This window comes from Pantoea sp. X-Soil-ISGK-275 (assembly GCF_059730795.1).
The window spans coordinates 2,429,315-2,452,135 of sequence record NZ_AP035976.1 but is presented as its reverse complement, the minus strand read 5'-3'; the positions used below and the strand labels follow the sequence as shown (position 1 = coordinate 2,452,135).

Here is a 22,821-nt window from a genome sequence, read left to right as displayed (position 1 = left end):
CATGGTGCAGCGACTGGTAGTGATCGGTAACGGCATGGCGGCGATGCGCATGGTGGAAACCTTGCTGCAACGTGCGCCGGGTCGCTACGCCATCACGGTGATTGGCCGTGAGCCGCACGGCAATTACAACCGGGTGCTGCTGTCGCCGGTGCTGGCGGGCGAAAAAGCCTTTGCTGACACGGTGCTCCACGCGCCCGAATGGTATGCGGCACATCAAGTGCAACTGCTGATGGGTGAAGAGGCGCTGCAGGTGGATATCCCTGCGCGCACAGTACAAACCGACCAGCGCAGACTGCACTGGGACAAGCTGGTGTTCGCCTGCGGTTCGAGGCCGCGCATGCCGGAAATGCCCGGCATCCATCGCCCACAGGTGCAGGGTTTTCGCACGGTGCGAGACGTGGAAACCATGCTAACGCAGCAAGGTCCGGTGGTGGTGCTGGGCGGAGGATTTATTGGTGTGGAAGCCGCAGCAGCGCTGCGTCAGCGTGGACGTGACGTCACGCTGCTGCATCATCGCCCGTGGCTGCTTGATCGCCAGCTGGATGCCAAAGCGGGTGCGCTTTTGCAGCAGCATCTGACACAGCGCGGTATTCGCTGTCGGCTCGGCGTCTCTTTGCAGGCCATTGACGCGGAAAGCGTCACGCTCAGCGACGGCGCGATTATCGCGGCGGAACAGGTGGTGATCGCCATCGGCGTGCAGCCGGAGATCGCGTTGGCGCAGGCGGCGGGCGTGCCTTGCCAGCGCGGCATTCTGGTTAACCGTCAACTGCAGACCGCGCTACCGCATGTGTATGCGTTCGGCGAGTGCTGCGAAATCAGCGGCGAAACCTTTGGCTTGATTGCGCCTTGCCTGGCGCAGGCCGCCGTACTGGCAGCACAACTGGCGGGTGAACCCGTGGCCGACTTTCACTACCAGGAAAACGGTACGCGGCTGAAAGTCAGCGGCATAGAGATGTTCAGTGCGGGCGATATCCGCGAAGGCGACGCCATCAGCAGCTTTGACCCGCTGCACCAGCACTATCGCCGTCTGTTTTTGCGCGATGGCGCACTGCGCGGCGTGCTGATGTTTGGCGACAGCCAGGCGGCAGGCACGCTGCTACCGCAACTTCAACAGGCCGCGCAGGTGGGCATTAACGCGCTGTTCGGTCTTGACGACAACACAACGCAGCCAAGCGCTGCAGGAAGCCAGATGATGAGCAAACCTCTTCTCGCCGTGGTTGGACACGGCATGGTCAGCCACCATTTTCTCGAACAGCTGGTGAGTCGTGAACTGCATCAGCACTATCACATCGTGGTATACGGCGATGAGCCGCAGATGGCCTACGATCGCGTGCACCTTACCGAATACTTCAACGGCAAAAGTGCGGGCGATTTGTCACTGGTCAGCGATAACTTCTTCCAGCAACACGGCATCGAACTGCGCAGCGGTTGTGAAGTGCTGGCAATTGACAGTGCAAAACGCAGCCTGCGTGATACCAGCGGCGCGGAATTGAGCTGGGATAAACTGGTGCTGGCGACCGGCTCGGTGCCGTTTGTACCGCCGGTTCCTGGCCACGATCATGCGCGTTGTTTTGTATACCGCACACTGGCCGATCTGGATGCGATTGCTGACTGTGCCCGAAAGGCGACGCGCGGAGTGGTGATTGGAGGCGGGCTGCTCGGACTGGAAGCCGCCAACGCATTGAAACAGCTCGGTCTGGAAACCCATGTGGTGGAGTTCGCGCCGCGTCTGATGGCGGTGCAGTTGGATGACGGCGGCGCGCATATGCTGCGCGGCAAAATCAGCGCACTGGGCGTACAAGTTCATACCAGCAAGCAAACTGAAGCGATTGAAAGCCTGCCGGATGGCAGCCTGCAACTACGTTTTGCCGATGGCAGCCTGCTGGCAACGGACCTGCTGGTATTTTCAGCCGGCATCCGTCCGCGCGATGCACTGGCGCGCGCCGCTGGACTGCAACTGGGCGAACGCGGTGGCATTCTGATCAACGACGCTTGCGCCACCAGCGCCGCAGATGTCTATGCGATTGGCGAATGCGCGCTGTGGCAAGGGCAAATTTTCGGTTTGGTTGCGCCGGGGTATCAAATGGCGCGCGTACTGGCGGCGCAGCTGGCGCAGGAAGAGCTGGCGTTCAGCGGTGCCGACATGAGCACGAAACTGAAGTTGCTCGGCGTGGAAGTGGCCTCTTTTGGCGATGCGCACGGGCGTACCGCTGACAGCCAAAGCTATCAGTGGATCGATAATCCAAAGGGCATCTACAAAAAACTGGTGGTGTGCAAAAATCGCAAAACGCTGCTTGGCGGCGTGCTGGTGGGCGATAGCGCAGATTACGCCAGCCTGCTGCAGATGATGCTAAATCAGTTACCGCTACCGGAAGAGCCAGAGAGCCTCATATTGCCTCAGTTAGCGGGAGCGCCGGCTAAAGCGCCGGGCGTCGCCGCGTTGCCAGACAGCGCGCAAATCTGCTCGTGCCATAACGTCAGCAAGGCGGACATTTGCGGCGCGGTGCAGGGCGGCTGCGGTGACATGGCGGCGATCAAAAGCTGCACCAAAGCGGCGACCGGCTGCGGTGGGTGTAGCGCATTAGTCAAACAGGTGATGGAGTTCCAGCTCGCCAGCCAGGGCGTGGAAGTGAAGAAGGATATCTGCGAGCACTTTGCCTACTCACGTCAGGAGCTGTATCACCTGATCCGCGTCGGCAACATCACCACCTTCGAGCAGCTATTGCAGCTCAACGGGCGTGGACAGGGCTGTGAAGTGTGCAAGCCGCTGGTGGGATCATTGCTGGCATCATGCTGGAATGACTACTTACTGAAGCCCGAACATCTGCCGCTGCAGGATACCAACGATCGCTACTTCGCCAACATCCAGAAAGATGGCACCTATTCGGTGGTACCGCGTGTGCCAGCCGGTGAAATTACGCCGCAAGGGTTAATTGCGATTGGTGAAGTAGCCGCCCGTTACGATCTCTACACCAAAATCACCGGGGGTCAGCGCATCGATCTGTTCGGTGCGCGGCTCGATCAGCTACCGGATATCTGGGAACACTTAATCGCGGCGGGTTTCGAAACCGGTCACGCTTATGGCAAATCGCTGCGCACGGTAAAATCCTGCGTTGGTTCAACCTGGTGCCGCTACGGCGTGCAGGATTCCACCGCATTTGCCATCGCATTAGAGAATCGCTACAAAGGGCTGCGCGCACCGCACAAAATTAAAATGGCGGTTTCCGGCTGCACGCGTGAATGCGCCGAAGCGCAGAGCAAGGACATTGGCGTAATCGCCACGGAAAAAGGCTGGAACCTGTATGTCTGCGGCAACGGCGGGATGAAACCGCGTCATGCCGATCTGTTTGCCAGCGATCTTGATGATGAAACCCTGCTGCGCTACGTTGACCGTATTTTGATGTTCTATGTCCGCACCGCCGATCGTCTGCAGCGCACCAGCGTGTGGATGGATAACATGGAAGGTGGACTCGACTATCTGCGTCAGGTGGTGATCGAGGATTCACTTGGCATGGCCGCGCAACTGGAGCAGGAGATGCAGCGCGTAGTGGATCGCTATCAGTGCGAATGGCACAGCACGCTGCAGGATCCTTCGCGTCGCGCCTTGTTTACCGCCACCGTGAACAGCGCGCAGCCCGACGAGACGCTCAACTATGTGCAGGTGCGCGGTCAGCGTCAGCCAGCGACAGCAGACAGCATTCCGGTCACCACGTTGCCGGCAGAACCCTGGAGTGCCATTTGCCCTGTCGACGCTATCCCGCCGTCTGCGGGTATGGGTGCGCGGCTGGGCGGCCAGCGTGTGGCCTTGTTCCGCTTGGGCGAGGCGATTTATGCGCTGGAAGATATTGAGCCCGGCACGCAAGCCAGCGTGCTGTCGCGTGGTATTCTCGGCGATGTAGCGGGCGAGCCGGTGGTGATATCACCGCTCTACAAGCAGCGCGTGCGGCTGCGCGACGGACAAAGCCTCGATAACGCAGACCATCAACTGCGCTGCTGGCCGGTGCGCGTGGAGGGCGGCAAAGTGTGGCTCGGCCCTCAGCCGATTATTGCGCTGGCGGCGGCCTCATGAAAACCACCTGTCCGTACTGCGGCGTTGGCTGTGGCGTGGAGGTGAAAGCCCTGTATGTGCCGGTAAGCGGCGACCGCCAGCATCCGGCTAATTTCGGTCGGCTATGCGTTAAGGGTTCGGCGCTGGGCGAGACCCTGACGCATGACGGTCGTTTGCTCTGGCCGCAGATTGATGGTCAGCGCGTCAGTATCGATGCCGCATTGGACCATGTGGCAGCGGGTTTCCGGCGCATCATCGATCAACATGGCCCGCAGGCGGTGGCCTTTTACGGCTCCGGTCAACTGCTGACGGAGGATTATTACACCGCCAATAAGCTGATGAAGGGCTTTATCGGCGCTGCCAACATCGATACCAATTCACGGCTGTGTATGGCGTCGGCGGTGGTGGGTTACAAACGCGCTTTCGGTGCCGATGCGGTGCCGTGCTGCTATGACGATCTTGAACAGGCTGATGTCGTGGTGTTGGTCGGCTCCAATGCAGCATGGGCGCATCCGGTGGCGTGGCAGCGGCTGGTGCAAGCCAAAGCCGAACGCCCAGAGATGCAGCTGGTGGTGATCGATCCGCGTCGTACGGCCAGCGGTGACCTTGCTGACCTGCATCTGGCGCTGCAACCGGGATCCGATAGCGCGCTGTTTGCCGGGCTGCTGAACTGGCTGGCGCGCAATGCGGGTATTGATACCAGCATGTTGCCACATCTGGCCAATGTGGAGGCGACCTTAGCGGCCTGTGAGGCGTGGGATGTGGCGGCGGTCGCCGCTGCTTGCCAGCTGAGTGAGCATGAGATTGTGGGGTTCTGGCAGCTGTTCGCCGCGCAACCGCGCGTGCTGACGCTGTGGTGCATGGGCATCAATCAGTCACAAACCGGCAGCGATAACAACAACGCCATCCTCAATGCGCATCTGCTGAGCGGCAAAATCGGCCGTGCGGGCTGCGGACCGTTTTCGCTTACCGGACAGCCCAACGCCATGGGCGGCCGTGAAGTGGGCGGCTTAGCCAATCAACTGGCGGCGCACATGGGCTTTAGCGCAGCAGAGGTTGATCGTGTTGCGCGCTTTTGGGGGAGCGATCGTGTTGCGCAGCAGCCGGGACTGACGGCGGTAAATCTGTTCAACGCCATCGAACGCGGCGACGTCAAGGCGGTGTGGATCATGGGTACCAATCCCGCCGTTTCGATGCCGGAAGGTAACCGCGTGGCGCAGGCGCTGGCGAATTGCGAGCTGGTGGTGGTGTCGGAAGTCAGCGCCCACAGCGACACGGCACAGTTTGCTGACGTGCTACTTCCGGCGCAGGCGTGGGGTGAGAAAAACGGCACCGTGACTAACTCGGAGCGGCGTATCTCACGTCAGCGCAGTTTTACCGCGCCAGCCGGTGAGGCCAAAGCAGATTGGTGGCTGCTGGCGCAGGTGGCGCAGCGGCTCGGTTTTGGCGCGGCCTTTGCCTGGCAGCATCCATGCGAGATTTTCGCCGAGCATGCCGCGCTGTCCGGTTTTGAGAATCACGGCACGCGCGCCTTTGATATCAGCGCGCTGGCAACCATCACTCGTGAGCAATATGACCAGTTAGCGCCGGTGCAGTGGCCGATCACTGCCGCGTCACCCAACGGCACCGCGCGGCTGTTTGCCGATCGCCGCTTTTACCATGCCGATGGCAAAGCGCGTCTGCTGCCGCCCGCGATGCCGATTAAAACCCTCACGACCAATGATTATCCGCTGCTGATGAACACCGGCCGCATCCGCGATCAGTGGCACACCATGACGCGCACCGGCAACGTGTCGCGCCTGATGCAGCATTACGATGAACCCTTTGTCGCGCTAAACCCGCTGGATGCGGCGGCCCACGGCTTGAGCCACGGCGATGTGACGCGCGTGCAGTCGGTGCTGGGCTGGTACAGCGGACGCGTGACCCTCGACAGCGGCCTGCAGCGCGGGCAACTCTTTGTGCCGATGCACTGGACAAGGCAGTTCAGCGGGCAGGCCAACGTCGATGGATTAGTCGCGGCCACCTGTTGTCCCGATTCCGCTCAGCCAGCGTTGAAACAAACAGTGGTGCGTTTGCAACCCCTGCGTCCGACGTGGCAAGGCTGGCTGTGGCTGCCGGACATCATCACGCCGCCTGCGTTACTCTACTGGTCGCGTGCGCCGCAGCCCGGCGTACAGCGCTATGTGCTGGCGGGCAACGCTCATGCTGGCGAATGGCTGATGCAACTGCCCGGCATGTCCGCATTGCAATGGCAGCAGGCGCAGGCAGGACAGCAATTGCACTGGCTTGGCTGGCGCGAGGACAAGTTGGCATGTGCCTTTTATGCCGCGCCCTGGCTGCCAGAAATCGATCACCCCTTTATCGCGCAGGCCTTCAGCCAGCCGCCCGATTCGCCGCAGCAGCGACATGCGCTGTTAGGTGGACGACCAACGCAGGGTGGCAGCCACGGACGAACCCTTTGCAGCTGCTTTGGCGTCGGAGAAGTGGCGATTCGCCGGGCTATCGCCGAGGGCTGTGATTCCCCGGCGGCGCTTGGCGCGGTGTTGAAATGCGGCACCAACTGCGGCTCCTGTATTCCGGAGCTCAAACAACTGCTCTCATCTCTGCGCGTGGCGCAGTAACGGAAAACATCATGACGCAAGCCAGTGAATCCCTCGACAAGCTGTTTAATCCGCGTGACGGCGAACAAGCGCAAGGTGGCGTCTGGCTGGTTGGGGCCGGGCCGGGGGACGTAGAACTGCTCACCTTAAAAGCATGGCGGCTGATCAACAGCGCCGATGTGGTGGTGTATGACCGGTTGGTGAGCGAGGCGATCATGGCGGAAGTGCCGCCGGAGACGCTGGCGATTGATGTCGGCAAGAAGCCCGGCAGCCACGGTTTGAATCAGGCGCAAATTAATCAGCTGCTGGTGGATTTAGCCCGCAGCGGGCGGCAAGTGGTGCGGCTCAAAGGTGGCGATCCCTTTATTTTCGGGCGCGGCGGTGAAGAGATGCTCTATCTACAACAGGCGGGAATCATTTGCCAGATCGTGCCGGGTATTACCGCCGCCGCCGGATGCGCGGCAGCCAGCGGCATTCCGCTCACGCACCGTGATTGCGCACAGTCGCTGCGGTTCATTACCGGTCACGGCAAAAGCGGTGAACCGCAGCTGGATGATGCTAGCCTCGCCGCCGACAACCAGACGCTGGTGTTTTATATGGGGCTGAAATGGAGTGCCAGCATCAGCGCACAGCTGCAGGCGCAGGGCCGCAGCGCGCAGACGCCGGTAGCCATTATTGAGAACGGCACGCGCGCCGATCAGCGGGTGATGATCACTACACTGGCTGAGCTGGCACATACCGTTGAGGTGCAACAAGCACAATCACCGGCGTTATTGTTGATTGGTGACGTGGTGCGCTTTTATCGCCATCCGGTCAGCATTAACGCACATTCGAGTAAGGTCGCGGCGCCATTTATGGCGTAATGCACGTCAGTTAAGCATCTTTCGGTCACCATAAATGGCGACCCTACAAAGGATTAGCGCGCTTTTCGTAGGGTGTGCATTCATGCGCACCTGCATACATATGCAAACTAATGCTTAACTGAGCGGCGTTTCGTCATTTATGGCGACCCATCAGCCCACAATTTCACTTATGGCTAAATAAGCTCACATTTCCCCCCTTTAATCCGCGCTTTAGCCTGACGGGGTTTTGGCATTCTATGCTCAGAATTCCTGCCAGCTGAGGTATGTCGTGGCTGAAGAGAGCAACGAGGACAAAACAGAATCGCCCACGCCCCACCGACTTGAAAAAGCGCGTGAGGAGGGGCAGATTCCGCGTTCGCGCGAGCTGACTTCAGTGATGATGCTGTTGATTGGATTGCTGATCCTGTGGATTGGCGGCAACAGCATGGCGGAGCGTCTGGCGAGCATGGTCGCCACCGGTTTTCGTTTTGACCATGGCATGGTCAGCGATGACAAAGTCATCATCGGCCACATCGGCAGCCTGATTAAGCAGGCGGTGATCGCGCTGCTACCGCTGATGGGCGGCTTAGTGGTGGTGGCGATTGCTGGACCGATGGCGCTGGGCGGCCTTAACTTCAGCGGTAAATCCATCAAGTTCGATCTCAAAAAGCTTAACCCGCTGACCGGAATCGGCCGCATGTTCTCCGGTCAAACTGCCGCTGAGCTGGTGAAGTCGATTATGAAAGCGGTGTTGGTGGGCATCGTCGCCGGTTGGTACATCTGGAGCCACTGGCAAGAGATGCTGCGTTTGATGAGCGAATCGCCGATCAACGCGCTGCATCATGGTTTATCAATGATCGCCGCCTGCTGCGGGCTGATCATGCTCGGCCTGTTCCCGATGGTCGGCTTTGACGTGTTCTGGCAGCTTTATAGCTACTTCAAAAAGCTGAAGATGACGCGCCAGGAAATTCGTGACGAACACAAACAGAACGAAGGCGATCCGCACGTCAAAGGGCGCATTCGTCAGGCGATGCGCGCCGCCGCCCGTCGTCGCATGATGGCTGATGTGCCGAAAGCCGATGTCATCGTCACTAACCCAACGCACTACTCGGTGGCGCTGAAGTATCAGGAAGGCAAGATGAGTGCGCCGAAAGTGATTGCCAAAGGCGCCGGCGATATCGCACTGAAGATTCGTGAGCTCGCCAAAGAGCACCGTATCCCGATTCTCGAAGCACCGCCGCTGGCGCGTGCGTTGTATCGACACACAGAAATTGGTCAGTTCATCCCCGGCGCGCTGTATGGCGCGGTGGCAGAAGTGCTGGCCTGGGTTTGGCAGCTGCGACGCTGGAAGCGCGAAGGCGGCCTGATTCCAAACAAACCAAAAAACCTGCCGGTTCCGGCAGACATGGACTTTGCAGGAGAGAACACTAACGATGGCTAATTTAGCCGAGAAGCTGCGTTTACCGGGCAACTTTAAAGACACGCAATGGCAGGTGCTGGCTGGACCGGTACTGATCATGTTGATCCTGTCGATGATGGTGCTGCCGTTACCCGCATTCATTCTTGACCTGCTGTTCACCTTCAACATTGCGCTGTCAATCATGGTGCTGCTGGTGGCGATGTTCACCCAGCGCACGCTGGAGTTCGCCGCATTCCCGACCATTCTGCTGTTCTCGACGCTGCTGCGTCTGGCGCTGAACGTCGCCTCAACGCGTATCATTTTGCTGGAAGGCCATACCGGTGCCGATGCCGCCGGACGCGTGGTGGAAGCCTTTGGTCACTTCCTCGTTGGCGGTAACTTCGCCATTGGTATCGTGGTGTTCATCATCCTCGTTATCATCAACTTCATGGTCATCACCAAGGGTGCGGGACGTATCGCTGAAGTCGGCGCGCGTTTTGTGCTGGATGGCATGCCAGGTAAACAGATGGCGATCGATGCCGACCTCAACGCCGGTTTAATTGGCGAACAGGAAGCCAAACAGCGCCGTACGGAAGTGACGCAGGAAGCCGATTTCTACGGCTCGATGGACGGTGCGAGTAAGTTTGTTCGTGGTGACGCCATCGCCGGTATCCTGATCATGGTGATCAACATCATCGGCGGCTTGTTGGTCGGCGTGGTGCAGCACGGCATGGATCTCGGCCATGCGGGCGAAACCTACACGCTGTTAACCATTGGTGACGGCCTGGTGGCGCAGATCCCGGCGCTGGTGATCTCCACCGCGGCGGGTGTCATCGTCACCCGCGTGGGCACCGATCAGGATGTCGGCGAGCAGATGGTGACCCAGCTGTTCAAGAACCCGCGCGTGCTGATGCTGAGTGGCGGCGTGATTGGTTTGCTCGGCCTGGTGCCGGGTATGCCAAACCTGGTGTTCCTGCTGTTTACCGCTGCGCTGCTGGGTTTGGCCTGGTGGTTACGCGGACGCGAAATGCAGCCGAAGAAACCAACCGAAGCCTCAAGCCTGGTGAAAACCCAGGAAACGCCGGCCACCGTGGAAGCGTCGTGGACCGATGTGCAGCTGGAAGATTCACTCGGCATGGAAGTGGGTTATCGCCTGATTCCGATGGTCGATCACCTGCAAAACGGCGAACTGCTGGGGCGTATCCGCAGTATTCGTAAGAAGGTGGCGCAGGAGGTCGGCTTCCTGCCGCCGGTGGTGCATATCCGTGACAACATGGAGCTGCCGCCCGCGCGTTATCGCATCCTGATGAAAGGCGTGGAAATTGGCAGCGGCGATGCCTATCCTGGCCGCTGGATGGCGATCAACCCGGGCACCGCCGCCGGTTCGCTGCCGGGCGAGCCGACCGTCGATCCGGCCTTTGGTCTGGCGGCGATCTGGATCGACAGCGCCCTGAAAGAGCAGGCGCAGATTCAGGGCTTTACCGTGGTTGAAGCCAGTACCGTGGTGGCGACGCACCTCAATCACCTGATTGGGCAATACGCCAGCGAGCTGTTTGGCCGTCAGGAAGCGCAGCAGCTGTTGGATCGCGTCACGCAGGAGATGCCGAAGCTGACCGAAGATCTGGTGCCAGGCGTCATTACCCTGACCACGCTGCACAAAGTGCTGCAAAACCTGCTGACCGAGCGCGTCTCGATTCGCGATATGCGCACCATTATTGAAACCCTGGCGGAACATGCGCCGGTGCAGAACGATCCGCAAGAGCTGACCAGCGTGGTACGTGTGGCGCTGGGACGGGCGATTACCCAACAGTGGTTCCCTGGCAACGGCGAAGTGCAGGTGATTGGCCTCGACGCTACGCTGGAACGTCTGCTGCTGCAGGCGCTGCAGGGTGGCGGCGGCCTTGAGCCGGGTCTGGCGGATCGCTTACTGGTGCAGGCGCAAGGTGCACTGCAGCAGCAAGAGATGGCGGGCGCGCCGCCGGTGCTGCTGGTCAATCATCCGCTGCGTGCGCTGCTGGCGCGTTTCCTGCGCCGCAACCTGCCGCAGCTGATTGTGCTGTCGAATATGGAGCTGACCGACAACCGTCAAATCCGTATGACCGCCACCATTGGAGGCAAGTAATGCGTCGCTGGTGCTGGGCATTGATGATGTTGCCGATGATGGCGCTGCCGCTCGCTGTCGATGCGGCCAGCGGTGCCTGGAGCGCCAGCGCCAGCGGCCCGAGCATGGGCGTACGCGGTAACTGGCTGATGACGCCAGCGCTGCGCGCGCCCTCCAGCGCGCCGGGCAACATCTCACTGGTGAACTGGCGTTATCAGCTCAGCCGTCCTGCGCCTTCGGGGTTGCTGGTACGTTTGTGCGCGGGCGATCGTTGTGTCGAGATTGAAGGTGCTAGCGGCAGTACGCGTGGCTTAGCCAACGTGGCGGCGGAAGAGACGCTGCATCTGGCGTTTGGCTTTCAGGGGAAGGGCGCATTGCCGCCGGGCTTGCGCGTGGTGAGCAGTGAAGTGACCGTAAATTATCAGTAACGCGTGCTACATCGGCGGCGCATCCTGCGCCGCCGAGTGCGTTAATTAAGGCTTATCTCCCTGACCGTAAATCGGAGGTGAAGCCAGTTTTGCATCCTCTCTTAATTCCTTAACCTGCTTCGCATCCACCTTGGCCGCCGTCGGATTACCAAACTGCTGGGTCACAAAGTTACTGACATCCGCCACCTGCTGGTCACTCAGTTCAGGGGCAAAAGGCGGCATAAACACTTCGCCCTCGGTCATGTGGCGATGTACGCCGTTGAGGATCACCGATACCACGTTCAGCGCATCTGCCGCGCCGGTGCTGGTGTGATGGAACAGTGACGGATAGGCATGGAAATCGCTGCCCGATCCCGCACCTTCCGCGCCGTGACAGCTGGCACAGTTACCGGCAAACACGACCGCGCCGGGCTGGGCGTTGCGGGTCGCATCATCGGCACCGCGCAGTGCAATCAGCGCGGTGGAAGGTTGTCCCCAACTGTCGCGCGCACGGGTTTGCTGCGCGTCCGGCTGCGGCTTGACGCTGCGCAGATAGGTGGCGATGTCCTGCAGATCACTCTCCGGCAGATATTGCAGGCTGTGTTCAATCGCTTCGGCCATTGGGCCGGAGGCGCTGGCTTTATTGGCAACAAACCCGGTTTTCAGGTAGGTCACCAGCTGCTGCTGGCTCCAGTCACCGATGCCTGCCTGCTTATCCGGCGTGATGTTGTACGCCATCCAGCCGCCGAGATCGCCGCCCGCCAGTGCTTTATCGTTGTCCATGCCCATGGTCAGATTACGCGGCGTATGACAGGTGCCACAGTGCGCCAGCGCTTCAACCAGATAGCGGCCGTTATTCCACTGCGCGCTCTGCTGTGAATCGTTCTGTAATTCGCCTTTATCAAAGTTAAACCACTTCCAGAAGCGCATGCCCCAGCGCTGGTTGAACGGGAACGGCAGGTCGGTTTGCGGTGAAGCCTGATGCACCGGCGGCATCGACAGCAGATAGGCTTTGATGGCCAGCACATCGTCGCGCTTCATTTTGGTGAAGGAGTCATACGGCATTGCCGGATAGAGCTGCTCGCCGTTTTTGCCAATGCCGTCGCGCACTGCGGCCACGAACTGATCGTCGCTCCAGCTGCCAATACCGTACTGCTTATCGGAGGAGATATTGCTGCCCCAGATCTGGCCAAAAGGCGTACTGACCGCAAAGCCGCCGCCAAACAGCGGGCCGTTGGTAGCGGTGTGACAGGCGGTACAGTCACCGGCGCGCGCCAGATACTCGCCGCGCTTAATCTGGGCGGCATTGTCCGCCGCCTGCGCCATGGCGCACTGCATCAGGACCACCGCGATAGCGGCCTGAATAAATACAGGTTTCATCGGGTGCTCCTTACAAGCTTGCCAGAACGCTGTCGGCCATACGCAGCGCCAGCGCGGTGCCGGTCAGCGTTGAGTTAACCGTCGAGGCCGACGGCATAATGCCGGTACCGGCGATAAACAGGTTCGGGTGATCGTGAGTACGGCAGTGATCGTCCACCACCGAATCCTGCGGATTGCTGCCCATGATCATGGTGCCGGTGATGTGCTGGTTGTTGTCGTAAACGCCGCGCTTGCTGTAAACCGCTTCCGTTCCGCCCATCTCTTTCACCATGCGCTGAAAGTCGATCATCGACTGGTCATAGCCGCGATGCACGTATTCCGGGAAGCTGTAGTAAACCTCAAGGCGGGGAATGCCCCAGGCATCCTTCTCGGTTTTGCTCAGCGTGACGCGGTTCTGCGGCTCCGGCAGCATCTCCAGCAGACACTTGAGCTGAACAAAACGCTCGGCCTGGAAGGCCAGTTTGTCGTTAAGCGCCTTGCCGTAATAGCCCTGACGCACCAGACGTTCGGTGAGATAACGCACCGGCGAGGTGTTGGCGAGGTCGATACGCAGCGCCGAGCGCTCACCACGGAAATCGCCGTCGCGCATGTTGTTGATGCTGCCGGGACGCATTGGCCCACGGCCAAACCACACCGGCTCATCGGCGTAGAACTCCACTGACGATCCTGGATGATCCATCAGGTTGCGGCCCACCATGCCGGAACTGTTGGCGATGCCGTTCGGGTAGCGATCGCTGGTGGAGAGCAGCAGGATTTTCGGGCTTTCGATGCCGTTGGCGGTGAGGACAAACTGTTTACCGGTCACGCGATGGCGCGCTTTGTTCTGATCGAGATAGTGCACCGCCTGAATGGTGCCTTTGTCGTCGGCCTCAATGCGAAACACTACCGCGTTGGTAACGATTTTTACGCCGGCATCCAGCGCTTTACGTGCGGCGATACCGCCGTGATACTGCGCGTCAATCGGGCAAACCGGCATGCAGTTATTGTTGCCGCAGCAGGCCGGGCGACCGTCGTAGGCGATGCTGTTGCGCGCCTGCGGGCCAATGCCGACCTCATAACCCAGCGGACCGAGTCGCTGCTTCAGACGATCGAAGCCGTACGGCAGCGGAATGCCCGGCAGCGGATAAGGGCGTGAACGCGGCGAAGCCAGATCGCTGTCGCCGGAAACGCCCATCTGATATTCGGCATCGCAGTAATAGGGTTCCAGCTCGTCATAGCTGATCGGCCAGTCGCGGCCAATGCCGTACAGCGACTGAATGCGCATATCGTTTGGCAGCAGGCGGAACGCTTGTCCAGCCCAGTGCCATGTGGTGCCGCCGGTGCCGCGCAGATATTGGGCGCGATAGGGATCCGGGCCTTTCTGAATCAGGTAATTGTTATCGCTGGGGATAAATTTCGGCTGCGGCGCCCACGGCTGCGGCGGATAAGGTTCGGTGAAATCGCCCTTGAACGGCGAGTTGCGGAAATACTCCACCGCCTGATCGCGTTTAATCTCCGGGCCGGACTCCAGCATCAATACCGATGCGCCGGCTTTGGCCATCTTTAACGCCGCCAGTGAACCGGCAATCCCGGCGCCAATCACCACCACATCGGCGCTTAATGAATCAGACATGTGCTCTCCTTGCAGGCGGCTGCGTCCAGAAGTTAGGTTGCCCCGGCGCGTAGCTCGGCGGTAACAGGGAATCGCGCAGCAGCTGATAGCTGACGATATTCTCAAAAGCGATGCATTGCGGGCGCGGCAGCGGGCCAACAACGCCGAGATACCAGCCGGAAACCAGCGCCTGATAAAGATCGTTAAGGGTTTTAGGCTGCGTATTCAGCAGCGCCAGCAGGCTGCTGCCGTTGGCGGCGGGTTGCTGTTGCAGCAGCGCGTTGAACGTATCGAGCTGCCTATCCAGCTGCGGGAAGTGGTCGTGCAGCCAGCTGTAGAGGCGCTGCGCCAGCAGGGCATCCGGCTGGTCCAGTCCGGTTAATCGGGCAGAAATCGCAGTGAAACTGGCAGAAGGCGCGACTGCGGCGGCCAGCGGCGGCGAGGCGAGAGCCTGGCTGCCGGGAAGCGCCTGCGTCAGGACGCCAGCCACCAGCAGGCTCGCCGTGCCGGTCAGCAACCGGCGGCGTGAAAGAGTCATCATGGAAATTCCCGAACGTTATTTCAGCGCCTGAGCGGCAGCCTCTGAAGCCTGGTTATCCAGATCCTGTTTAGGGGTGCTGACGCCGACCGCGCCGACCACTTCATTTTGCAGCGTGAGCGGGAAACCGCCGCCGAGCGCTACAGCGTGCGGGATGGCAAGCACGGTGGTTTCGCCGCTCTGCAGACGCTGCATAAATTTCAGGGAAGGAGCGTGATACAGCGCCGAGGTGCGCGCTTTGCCAATCGCGGCATCGACACAGCCCGGCGACGCGCCGTCAAGGCGCTGGAAGGCCAGCAGCGTGCCGCTGGCATCAACCACCGCCACGCAGCCGGTGCTGTGCTGGGCGCTGATGCTGTTTTTGACACTGGTGATAACCTGGTTGGTGTGGCTGGCGTCCAGCGCGGCTGCGCTGGCCTGGCCAATACCCGCTGCCAGTAGCAGGGAAAGGGCGACAGATGCTCTAATCTTCATGTTTTGCTTCCGATATTTATTGTTTTGAAACCTGCTTCTCGTCTCGCTTACGCTACGCCGTTGCAAAAATGTAAACAATTGCCGATAAACAAAACGCATACCTTTAGACGTATAACTCATTGAGGTGGATAGATCTTATCCAGCGTCTCTTGCCAAACGAACGGTGTCAGTTGTTGATAACGCAGGGCACGGGCGTTTAACGCATCCACCAGCCCTTGCTGGGTGGTAACAATCGCTGCGCTCATGGCGGCCGATACCTTGACGTCCTGCAGCGTTTTCACCACTTCCTGCATCTCTTCAGCGCGTCGCTGGCCGTGCTCCGCCACGCGGCTGATCAGGTAGTGTGGCAGCTGATCGTTCCAGCCCAGCGACGGGAAACTGGCGTGTAGCGAATCGAGCACCGCTTGCTCTACGCCGTACTGGCGCGCCGCGCTCAGGCATTCGGTGGTTAGCGCTTCGAGGCCTTTGATCATCACGCTGCGGCACATTTTAATCGCCGAGGCTTCACCCACTTCGCCACCCAGCAAACGGCTATTGAGGCCCAACTGTTGCAGCAGCGGCTGCACCTGTTCAGCCTGCGCACCGCCAATCAGCAGCGGCGTCGCCAGCCGCTTGGGTGGCACCGGTGCCATTACCGCCACGTCGATATAGCTGGCACCTGCGGCGTTAATCACTTCAGCTGCGGCGCGTTTGGTGTGCGGTGCTACCGAGTTGAGATCGAGAAAATGCTGCCCAGCCTGTAACAGCGCGGCCGCCTGCTGCGCCACGTTGAGGGCCTGCGACGCGGTAACGGTGGAGAACACCAGCGTGGCATCCTGCAGCGCGTCCGCCAGTGAAGCGGCCAATCGCACGCCGCCTTGTTGCGCTTTTTGCTGCAGCGCGGGCAGGGTTTCTGCCGCGAGGGCTTTGCGGTCCCACGCCGTCACCGTGTTGCCCTGCGCCTGTAAGTCCTGGGCGAGAATGCCGCCCGCTTCGCCAAAACCGATGAAGGTGATGTTCATTATTTACTCCTTGCTGAAGGGCCAGACCGCCGCCGGAATCATGACGTCACCGGCAAAAATGGCGCGCGCGGTGCGCAGCAGACCACAGCCCGCCAGCGGGTTATCGCCTTCGCGCTGCAGCAATACGCTGAATTCGCCGCTGGGATGTTCCACGCTCAGACGCTGCTGAGGTTGCTGGCTGGTGCGCGCCAGTCCGTCGGCGACGCTGCCGGGGATCAGGCAGGCGCTGGCAACGCTCACCGCGCCAAGTACACCAATCGAGGCGTGGCAGCGATGCGGAATAAAGGTGCGTGAGCTGATCGCGCCGCCGTGACGCGCTTCGGCCAGCAGCGTGACTTTGGGCACCGTACGCTGGCTGACATCCCCTAAGTTCATCCGCGGCCCGGCCTGTAGGCGAATCGACTCCAGCCTCTGCTTGAGCTCGCTATCGCTGTCTAACGCGTCGCGGCTTTCATAGCCGCTGCGATTGACATCTGCCGCACGGATTAAAATCACCGGCATGCCGTTGTCGATGCAGGTGACATCAATGCCATCAAAACGATCGCGCGGCTGACCGGTCGGCAGCAGCGCGCCACAGCTTGATCCGGCAATGTCTTTGAAGGTGAGGGCGATCTCGCCTGCGCTGCCGGGTACGCCATCAATGCGCAGATCACCGTCATAGTCGACTTCACCGTCGGGCGTGGCGAATGCTGCTTCGGCGATCTGCCCGGTGTTCTGCATGAAAATGCGCACGCGGGTGCGCTGATTGCCTGCCTTTACCAGCCCGCGTTCCACGGCGAAAGGCCCGACGGCGGCGAGGATATTGCCGCAGTTTTGCCCGTAATCAACGCGGGGTTGATCGACGTTGACCTGGGCAAACAGGTAATCGACATCGGCATCGTCCCGACGCGAAACGCTGACGATCGCCACTTTGCTGGTGAGCGGATCGGCCCCGCCGAGGCCGTCAATCTGGCGGATATCGGGCGATCCCATCACCGCCAGCAGCACCCGATCGCGGGCCCCAGGATCTGCGGGCAGATCCTGGGCCAGAAAGCAGGCGGCTTTGGAGGTGCCGCCGCGCATCAGTAAGCAGGGAATGCGACGCTGGCGCATGCTTTACTCCTCCAGTTGATCGAGCGTGTCGAGATAGCGCAGTCCTTTTTCCGCCAGGCGCGGGCGCATCTGATAAATATCCAGCCCCAGCTCACCGGCCGCTAAACGCAGGCGTTTGCTCTCTTCCAGTTCTTCACGCTGACGCGCGTTGGCTGCCACGCTGGCGGCTTCATCGCGTGCCACCACCACCACGCCGTCGTCATCGGCGACGATCACATCACCCGGCCAGATCAGCTGCCCGGCACATACCAGCGGCACGTTCACCGAACCGAGCGTCTCTTTGACGGTGCCTTGCGCATACACCGCGCGCGACCAGACGGCAAAGCCCATCTCGCGCAGCGTGCGGCTATCACGCACACCGACATCCGCCACCAGTCCACGCACACCGCGCGCTTGTAGCGAGGTCGCCAGCAGGTCGCCGAAGAAGCCGTCGCTGCACGGCGAGGTTGGCGCAACCACCAGCACATCGCCCGGCTGACAGAGTTCCACCGCGACGTGGAACATCCAGTTATCGCCTGGTGCCACGAGCACGGTGACCGCGCTGCCCGCGATGGCGCAATCCTGTTGAATCGGACGAATAGCGGGATCAAGCAAGCCTTTGCGGCCCTGCGCTTCGTGCACGGTAGCGACGCCAAAGCGCGCCAGCGCGTCGATATCCGCGGTTGCCGTGCGGGGAATGTGGCGCACCGCGACGCCTTTTTTCGCGATGATGCTCATGCCAGATCCTCGGTTACGCGCGGGAAGATGCTCTGATAGCCTTCGCCATAAATGATGTCGCGGCTGGTGGTAATCCCGACGTTGCGCTTGGCCTGCACGCCGCGCTGCTGTGCCACGCGCGTGTAGTATTCCCAAAGATGTTCCTGCCCGGCCATGCACTGAATCGCCTGATATTTTTTGTCCCACACCGAGGTGATATCCAGCAGCACATCCGGCTTCCAGTTGCACTGCTCAGGCTGGTGCGGTTCGAAGCAGTAAACCGGCGGCGCACCGACAATTTTTTCGCCCGGACGGTAGCCTTCGGCCTGGGCGATAATGCGCGCTTCCTGCGCCAGATGCGTGGCCATTGGGTGATCGTAGTTGTAGGGATCCTGCAACGAATGGGTCAGAACAAAATGCGGCAGCACCCGGCGATAGACGTCGGCAAGGCGGAACAGGGTTTCTTTATCGGCACGCAGCGGATAATCGCCGAGGTCAAAAAATTCAATGCTGGCACCGAGAATCTCGGCGGCGGCCTGCGCCTCGCTGCGGCGGGCGGCTTTGACTTTCGCCTCGCTCATCTCTCCTTTTCGCCACAGCTTGGCCGACTCGCCGCGCTCGCCAAACGAGAGGCAGACAACGTGAACGTCATAGCCCTGCGCATGGTGCAGCGCGATGGCACCGCCGGCGCGCCAGACGAAATCCGCTGAGTGAGCGCTGACCACCAGCGCGGTTTTTTTGGGGGTGTTGTTAGTCATGGCATACTCCTCCGCTGTTTTTTTCCATGCTGTCACTGCCAACCTGGCGGCGATAATTCATTTAATTGCAGCAGGTATGCGTTTTATTTATATTGCGACATCGATCGGTGGCGAAAAGGGGCAGGGAAAGATGGCAGAAAAGGGCACGCAGGAGCTGACAAACCTGATGCAAATCAGGGCATTTAGTCAGGTGGTGGCACAAGGCAGTGTCTCGCGGGCGGCAGATGAATTATTTCGCACCCAGTCGGCCATTACCCGCGCCATTCGCGACCTGGAGCTCACCTTAGGCGTGACGCTGTTTGAACGTCATGCCGGTGGCATGATGCTGACTGACTTCGGTAAATGCGTGCTGCCGCGCGCGTTGCGGGCGATTGAGGAGCTGCATCAGGTGCCGCAGCGGCTGGCAAAATTGCAGGGACGCGGCGCACAGCGCAGCGATGCGGAACCGCTGTGGTTGTTTAACGTACGTCGGCTGCAAATTTTTATCACCCTGTGTCAGACGCGGCATATGCAGACGGTGGCGGCACGTCTCGGACTGAGCCAGCCAGCGGTGAGCGCCGCGCTGCGCGTGCTGGAAAACGGCGCGGGCATCGCGCTGCTGGAGCGCACGCCGCACGGCATGATGCCGTCGCTGGCCGGACGTGAAATTGAAGCCAACGTGCGGCGTGCGCTGAATGAATTGCGCCACATTCCGGCCGATATCGCCGCGCGCAGCGGGATACTTGAGGGAACGGTGCGCGTGGGCGCATTGCCGCTGGGACGCACGCGCATCCTGCCGCAGGCGATCGTGATGCTGACGGCGCGTTATCCGGGCGTGCGTGTGGTAACCAGTGAAAGCGCCTTTGGCGTGCTGGCCTCGGAGATGCGCTCCGGCGATATCGATTTTATCTTTGGCGCGCTGCGCCGCGATGAAGATGCGCTGGACGTCACGCGCGAGACGCTGTTCTCGGAACGCATGGTGCTGCTGGCGCGTCACGATCATCCATTAGTCGGGCGTGAGCTTTCTACCGAAGATCTGCGCGCTGCGCGTTGGGTGCTACCGCGTTCGGCCACGCCAGCGCGATATCTGCTGAATAACAGTTTTCAGGCGATGGGCATTCCGGCACCCGATCCGGTGGTGGAAACCGGCGATTTGGCGTTGGTGCGCGGCTTGCTGATGCAGTCGGATATGCTGGCGGCGGTCTCCGCGCACCAGCTGGAAGTGGAACTGGCGTCCGGCGCGCTGGTGGCGCTACCGGTTCCGTTACCGGATACCGATCGCGCCATCGGGCTGACGGTGCGGGCGGGCTGTCTGCACTCACCGGCAGCGGATGCGCTGATCCGCTGCCTGCGTGAAGTGTGCGGGCAGGACCAATAATCAGCCGGTGCGCGCCGCTTCCATCAACGCATAGCGGTAACCGCGAATGCCGTAACCGCAGATCACGCCCTGCGCGACATCGGAGAGATAGGAGTGGTGACGGAAGGGCTCACGCTTGTGCACGTTGGTAATATGTACTTCCCACAGCGGCAACGCCACGCCGGTCACCGCATCGCGAATCGCTACTGAGGTGTGCGTCCACGCCGCCGGATTGATCACCAGCGCCTGCGCCTCGAAACGCGCCTGCTGAATCCACTCAATCATTTCACCTTCGTGGTTGGTCTGGCGAAACTCAATCGCCACGCCCAGCTCTTCCGCCGTTGCGCGGCACAGCGCTTCCACGCTTTGCAGCGTGTCGGAGCCGTAGGTTGCTGGCTCACGGGTGCCCAGCAGATTGAGGTTCGGGCCGTTCAATACATAGATGGTTCTCATCGTGACTCCTGTAAATCAGTAAAACCAAACAGCCGTTGTGGTGTGTGCCAAAGCACCTGACGGCGACTGTTTTCATCGGGGATCAGCTGTTCGATCAGCAGCAGTTGCGTGCCCATATCCATGCGTTCAGTGGCGCGCAGGAAAGGCCAGTCCGATCCCCACATGCAATTTTCCGCGCCGAAAGCGTCCAGCAAGGCCAGCAGATAGGGATGTCCATCGCTGAAGGGATACGGCTGGCGGGAGAATTTCGCCAGCCCGGAAAGTTTCACGCTGGTGCGCTGCTGACCGGCCAGCGACAGCAGCGCCTGAAAGGCCGGCTGTGCTAAGCCTGCGCTGACGTCTGGTCGGCCGGAGTGATCGATCAGCAGGCGCGTGCGGGTGCGTGACAGCAGCGGCATCAGCGCCATTAACTGATCGTTCTGCACCTGAATCTGAGCAAAGAGATCCAGCTCCGCCAGCCTGCCCATCAGAGCATCAAGCTGGAGAAACGGCTCGGTGCCGAGCATCGCCACGTTCAGCGCAATGCCGACGATGCCCTGATCTTTTAGGCTGGCGAGCGTGTCGCTATCCACGTCTCGCGGCGTGACGGCAATGCCCTTGAAGCGTCCTTCGCCGCGCTTGATGGTATCCAGTAGGCAGCGATTGTCGGTGTTATAGCCCGACGTCGGGCCGACAATCAGCGAGTGGCGAATGTTGTAGGCCTGCATCACGGCGCGATAGTAATCCGGCGTCGCCAGCTCGTGTCCGTCCGGGTTGTAGGCACTTTCGGGCGCCCAGGGAAAGTTTACTGGATCAAAAACGTGGTGATGGCAGTCGATAACCGGTTGCGCGAACATCACTCTTTTTTCCCCGCTACCGAGTAGAGCACCTGCTGATTGCGCGTCTGCTGGAATTGTTCCAGCGTTTCGCCGCGCATCGCCGAGTAGATATGCAGGTTAGACACGCCCACCACCGCACCCAGTTTTTCCAGCAGAAAGAAGCTGACGCCGTAATGGATCATGCCGCGCCAGTCGAGCTGGGTAATCAGCGTTTGCTCTTCAGCGCTCAGCCCGGCTTCCTGATACAGCGCCTGCGGAGCTTCGCGGAAACGCTTACGCCACTCTGGCTGAATCATGCGGTGCAGGAAGCGGTTGATGCGCAGCGCTTTCAGGCTGCGCGCCTGGGTGAACGGATAGGTGCCGGGCAGTTTTTCCACGCCGCTCATTTGCAGGTTGATCTTGTCACGCTGACGCTGATGCACATCAACTGGCGCTTCACGAGACTGGTTTTCGAGGATCAACGTGGCGATACCGGTCATCGAAGGCAGATAGTAATCCTGATGCAGTTTCTCGACGTTGGCCGACAGCGCGCCGCGCATGATCAACCACATAATCACTTCCGCGCCTTCCAGGCCGCCGAGCGTAGCGTATTCCGCCAGAGTGATTTCAGTCAGACGTTCGGGATCGTTGATCAGCAGATCGATAAACTGCGCGTCCCATTCGGGATTGTTAAAGCCGCAGCGCTCACCGTGAACCTGATGTGAAACGCCGCCGGTCGCCACCACCGCGACTTTCAGATCTTCCGGGAAACTCTCCACCGCGCGCTTCAGTGCCTGGCCGAGTTTATAGCAGCGACGCGCCGTCGGAATCGGAAACTGCAAAACGCCGACCGCCAGCGGAACCACCTGCATCGGCCAGCCGCCTTGCCACGGTGCCAGCGCCGACAGCGGCGAAAACAGGCCGTGATCCAGCGCTTTGTCCTGGAAGAATGACATATCGAACTCATCTGCCATCAGGCTGGCACCAATGTGCTGTGACAGCGCCGCATGGCCTTTTACCGGTGGCAGATCGCGCGGGCCGCCGCCTTCGTCCGCCACGGCATATTCGTCATCAATGCCCAGCACAAAGGCCGAATAGTGATCGAAAAAGAAGGAGGTGACGTGATCGTTAAACACGTACAGCAGCACGTCCGGTTTTTTCTCCTCCAGCCAGCGCTGCATCGGCGCAAAACCATCGAAAATCGGAGCCCATGCGCCTTCCTGCTGCTTGTTGTGATCAACCGCAAAGCCAATGGTGGGGGTATGAGAAACCGCTAAACCGCCTATGATTTTAGCCATAATTTTTTGA

Annotated in this window: 18 protein-coding genes; 7 read left to right on the top strand and 11 right to left on the bottom strand. The window is 60.4% G+C overall.

Going from position 1 to position 22,821, the window contains the following annotated elements; translation table 11 throughout:
* Position 1: 1 nt before the first annotated feature.
* From nirB to flhE, 6 genes are all read left to right on the top strand, one after another.
* Positions 2-4,069 (top strand): nitrite reductase large subunit NirB, encoded by a 4,068-nt coding sequence (gene nirB / locus AC6I8A_RS11485; protein WP_497818517.1) that lies wholly within the window; start codon positions 2-4, stop codon positions 4,067-4,069.
* A complete protein-coding gene (locus tag AC6I8A_RS11480; RefSeq protein ID WP_497818516.1) occupies positions 4,066-6,669 on the top strand; it encodes a nitrate reductase in 2,604 nt (867 codons plus the stop codon). Before nirB ends, AC6I8A_RS11480 begins: the two co-directional genes overlap by 4 nt.
* A gap of 11 nt (positions 6,670-6,680) precedes the next feature.
* Positions 6,681-7,511: a uroporphyrinogen-III C-methyltransferase gene (cobA, locus tag AC6I8A_RS11475; protein WP_497818515.1), complete on the top strand. Its 831-nt coding sequence runs from the start codon at positions 6,681-6,683 to the stop codon at positions 7,509-7,511.
* Positions 7,512-7,779: 268 nt separating this feature from the next.
* On the top strand, positions 7,780-8,931 hold the full coding sequence (flhB, locus tag AC6I8A_RS11470; protein WP_256696644.1) for a flagellar biosynthesis protein FlhB: 1,152 nt from the start codon (positions 7,780-7,782) through the stop codon (positions 8,929-8,931).
* On the top strand, positions 8,924-11,011 hold the full coding sequence (gene flhA / locus AC6I8A_RS11465) for a flagellar biosynthesis protein FlhA (RefSeq protein WP_008110540.1): 2,088 nt from the start codon (positions 8,924-8,926) through the stop codon (positions 11,009-11,011). Before flhB ends, flhA begins: the two co-directional genes overlap by 8 nt.
* Positions 11,011-11,418, top strand: coding sequence for a flagellar protein FlhE (flhE, locus tag AC6I8A_RS11460; protein ID WP_497818514.1), 408 nt, complete (start codon positions 11,011-11,013; stop codon positions 11,416-11,418). Before flhA ends, flhE begins: the two co-directional genes overlap by 1 nt.
* Positions 11,419-11,463: 45 nt before the next feature.
* On the opposite strand, the gene AC6I8A_RS11455 is transcribed toward flhE, so the two are convergent.
* From AC6I8A_RS11455 to galB, 8 genes are all read right to left on the bottom strand, one after another.
* Positions 11,464-12,777 carry a c-type cytochrome gene (locus tag AC6I8A_RS11455; RefSeq protein ID WP_293793395.1) on the bottom strand — a complete coding sequence of 438 codons (1,314 nt, stop codon included), beginning with the start codon at positions 12,775-12,777 and terminating at the stop codon, positions 11,464-11,466.
* A gap of 10 nt (positions 12,778-12,787) precedes the next feature.
* Positions 12,788-14,389, bottom strand: a complete 1,602-nt coding sequence (locus AC6I8A_RS11450; RefSeq protein ID WP_497818513.1) for a GMC family oxidoreductase — start codon at positions 14,387-14,389, stop codon at positions 12,788-12,790.
* Complete coding sequence (locus AC6I8A_RS11445) at positions 14,382-14,909, bottom strand: sugar dehydrogenase complex small subunit (RefSeq protein ID WP_497818512.1); 528 nt, start codon at positions 14,907-14,909, stop codon at positions 14,382-14,384. The genes AC6I8A_RS11450 and AC6I8A_RS11445 overlap by 8 nt, the downstream gene beginning before the upstream one ends.
* Positions 14,910-14,924: 15 nt before the next feature.
* A complete protein-coding gene (locus AC6I8A_RS11440; protein ID WP_061718565.1) occupies positions 14,925-15,380 on the bottom strand; it encodes a GlcG/HbpS family heme-binding protein in 456 nt (151 codons plus the stop codon).
* A gap of 116 nt (positions 15,381-15,496) precedes the next feature.
* Positions 15,497-16,381: an NAD(P)-dependent oxidoreductase gene (locus tag AC6I8A_RS11435; RefSeq protein ID WP_436331997.1), complete on the bottom strand. Its 885-nt coding sequence runs from the start codon at positions 16,379-16,381 to the stop codon at positions 15,497-15,499.
* A gap of 3 nt (positions 16,382-16,384) precedes the next feature.
* Entirely contained in the window at positions 16,385-17,473 is a 1,089-nt protein-coding gene (locus AC6I8A_RS11430) for a 4-oxalomesaconate tautomerase (RefSeq protein ID WP_436331998.1), read from the bottom strand.
* Positions 17,474-17,476: 3 nt separating this feature from the next.
* Positions 17,477-18,190, bottom strand: a complete 714-nt coding sequence (locus AC6I8A_RS11425; RefSeq protein ID WP_497818511.1) for a 4-carboxy-4-hydroxy-2-oxoadipate aldolase/oxaloacetate decarboxylase — start codon at positions 18,188-18,190, stop codon at positions 17,477-17,479.
* Entirely contained in the window at positions 18,187-18,927 is a 741-nt protein-coding gene (gene galB, locus AC6I8A_RS11420) for a 4-oxalmesaconate hydratase (protein ID WP_061718569.1), read from the bottom strand. The genes AC6I8A_RS11425 and galB overlap by 4 nt, the downstream gene beginning before the upstream one ends.
* A 130-nt stretch (positions 18,928-19,057) precedes the next feature.
* Between galB and AC6I8A_RS11415 the strand changes: the two genes are divergently transcribed.
* On the top strand, positions 19,058-20,284 hold the full coding sequence (locus tag AC6I8A_RS11415) for a LysR family transcriptional regulator (RefSeq protein WP_192234128.1): 1,227 nt from the start codon (positions 19,058-19,060) through the stop codon (positions 20,282-20,284).
* Here AC6I8A_RS11415 and aroQ read toward each other — a convergent pair whose 3' ends face one another.
* Genes aroQ through AC6I8A_RS11400 form a run of 3 tightly spaced genes read right to left on the bottom strand, consistent with a single transcriptional unit; the run spans position 20,285 to position 22,811 of the window.
* Positions 20,285-20,716, bottom strand: coding sequence for a type II 3-dehydroquinate dehydratase (aroQ, locus tag AC6I8A_RS11410; RefSeq protein ID WP_256696636.1), 432 nt, complete (start codon positions 20,714-20,716; stop codon positions 20,285-20,287). It abuts the gene before it with no gap.
* Positions 20,713-21,552, bottom strand: coding sequence for an amidohydrolase family protein (locus tag AC6I8A_RS11405; RefSeq protein WP_497818948.1), 840 nt, complete (start codon positions 21,550-21,552; stop codon positions 20,713-20,715). The genes aroQ and AC6I8A_RS11405 overlap by 4 nt, the downstream gene beginning before the upstream one ends.
* On the bottom strand, positions 21,552-22,811 hold the full coding sequence (locus AC6I8A_RS11400; RefSeq protein WP_256696634.1) for a gallate dioxygenase: 1,260 nt from the start codon (positions 22,809-22,811) through the stop codon (positions 21,552-21,554). The genes AC6I8A_RS11405 and AC6I8A_RS11400 overlap by 1 nt, the downstream gene beginning before the upstream one ends.
* Between the last annotated feature and the right edge of the window lie 10 nt (positions 22,812-22,821).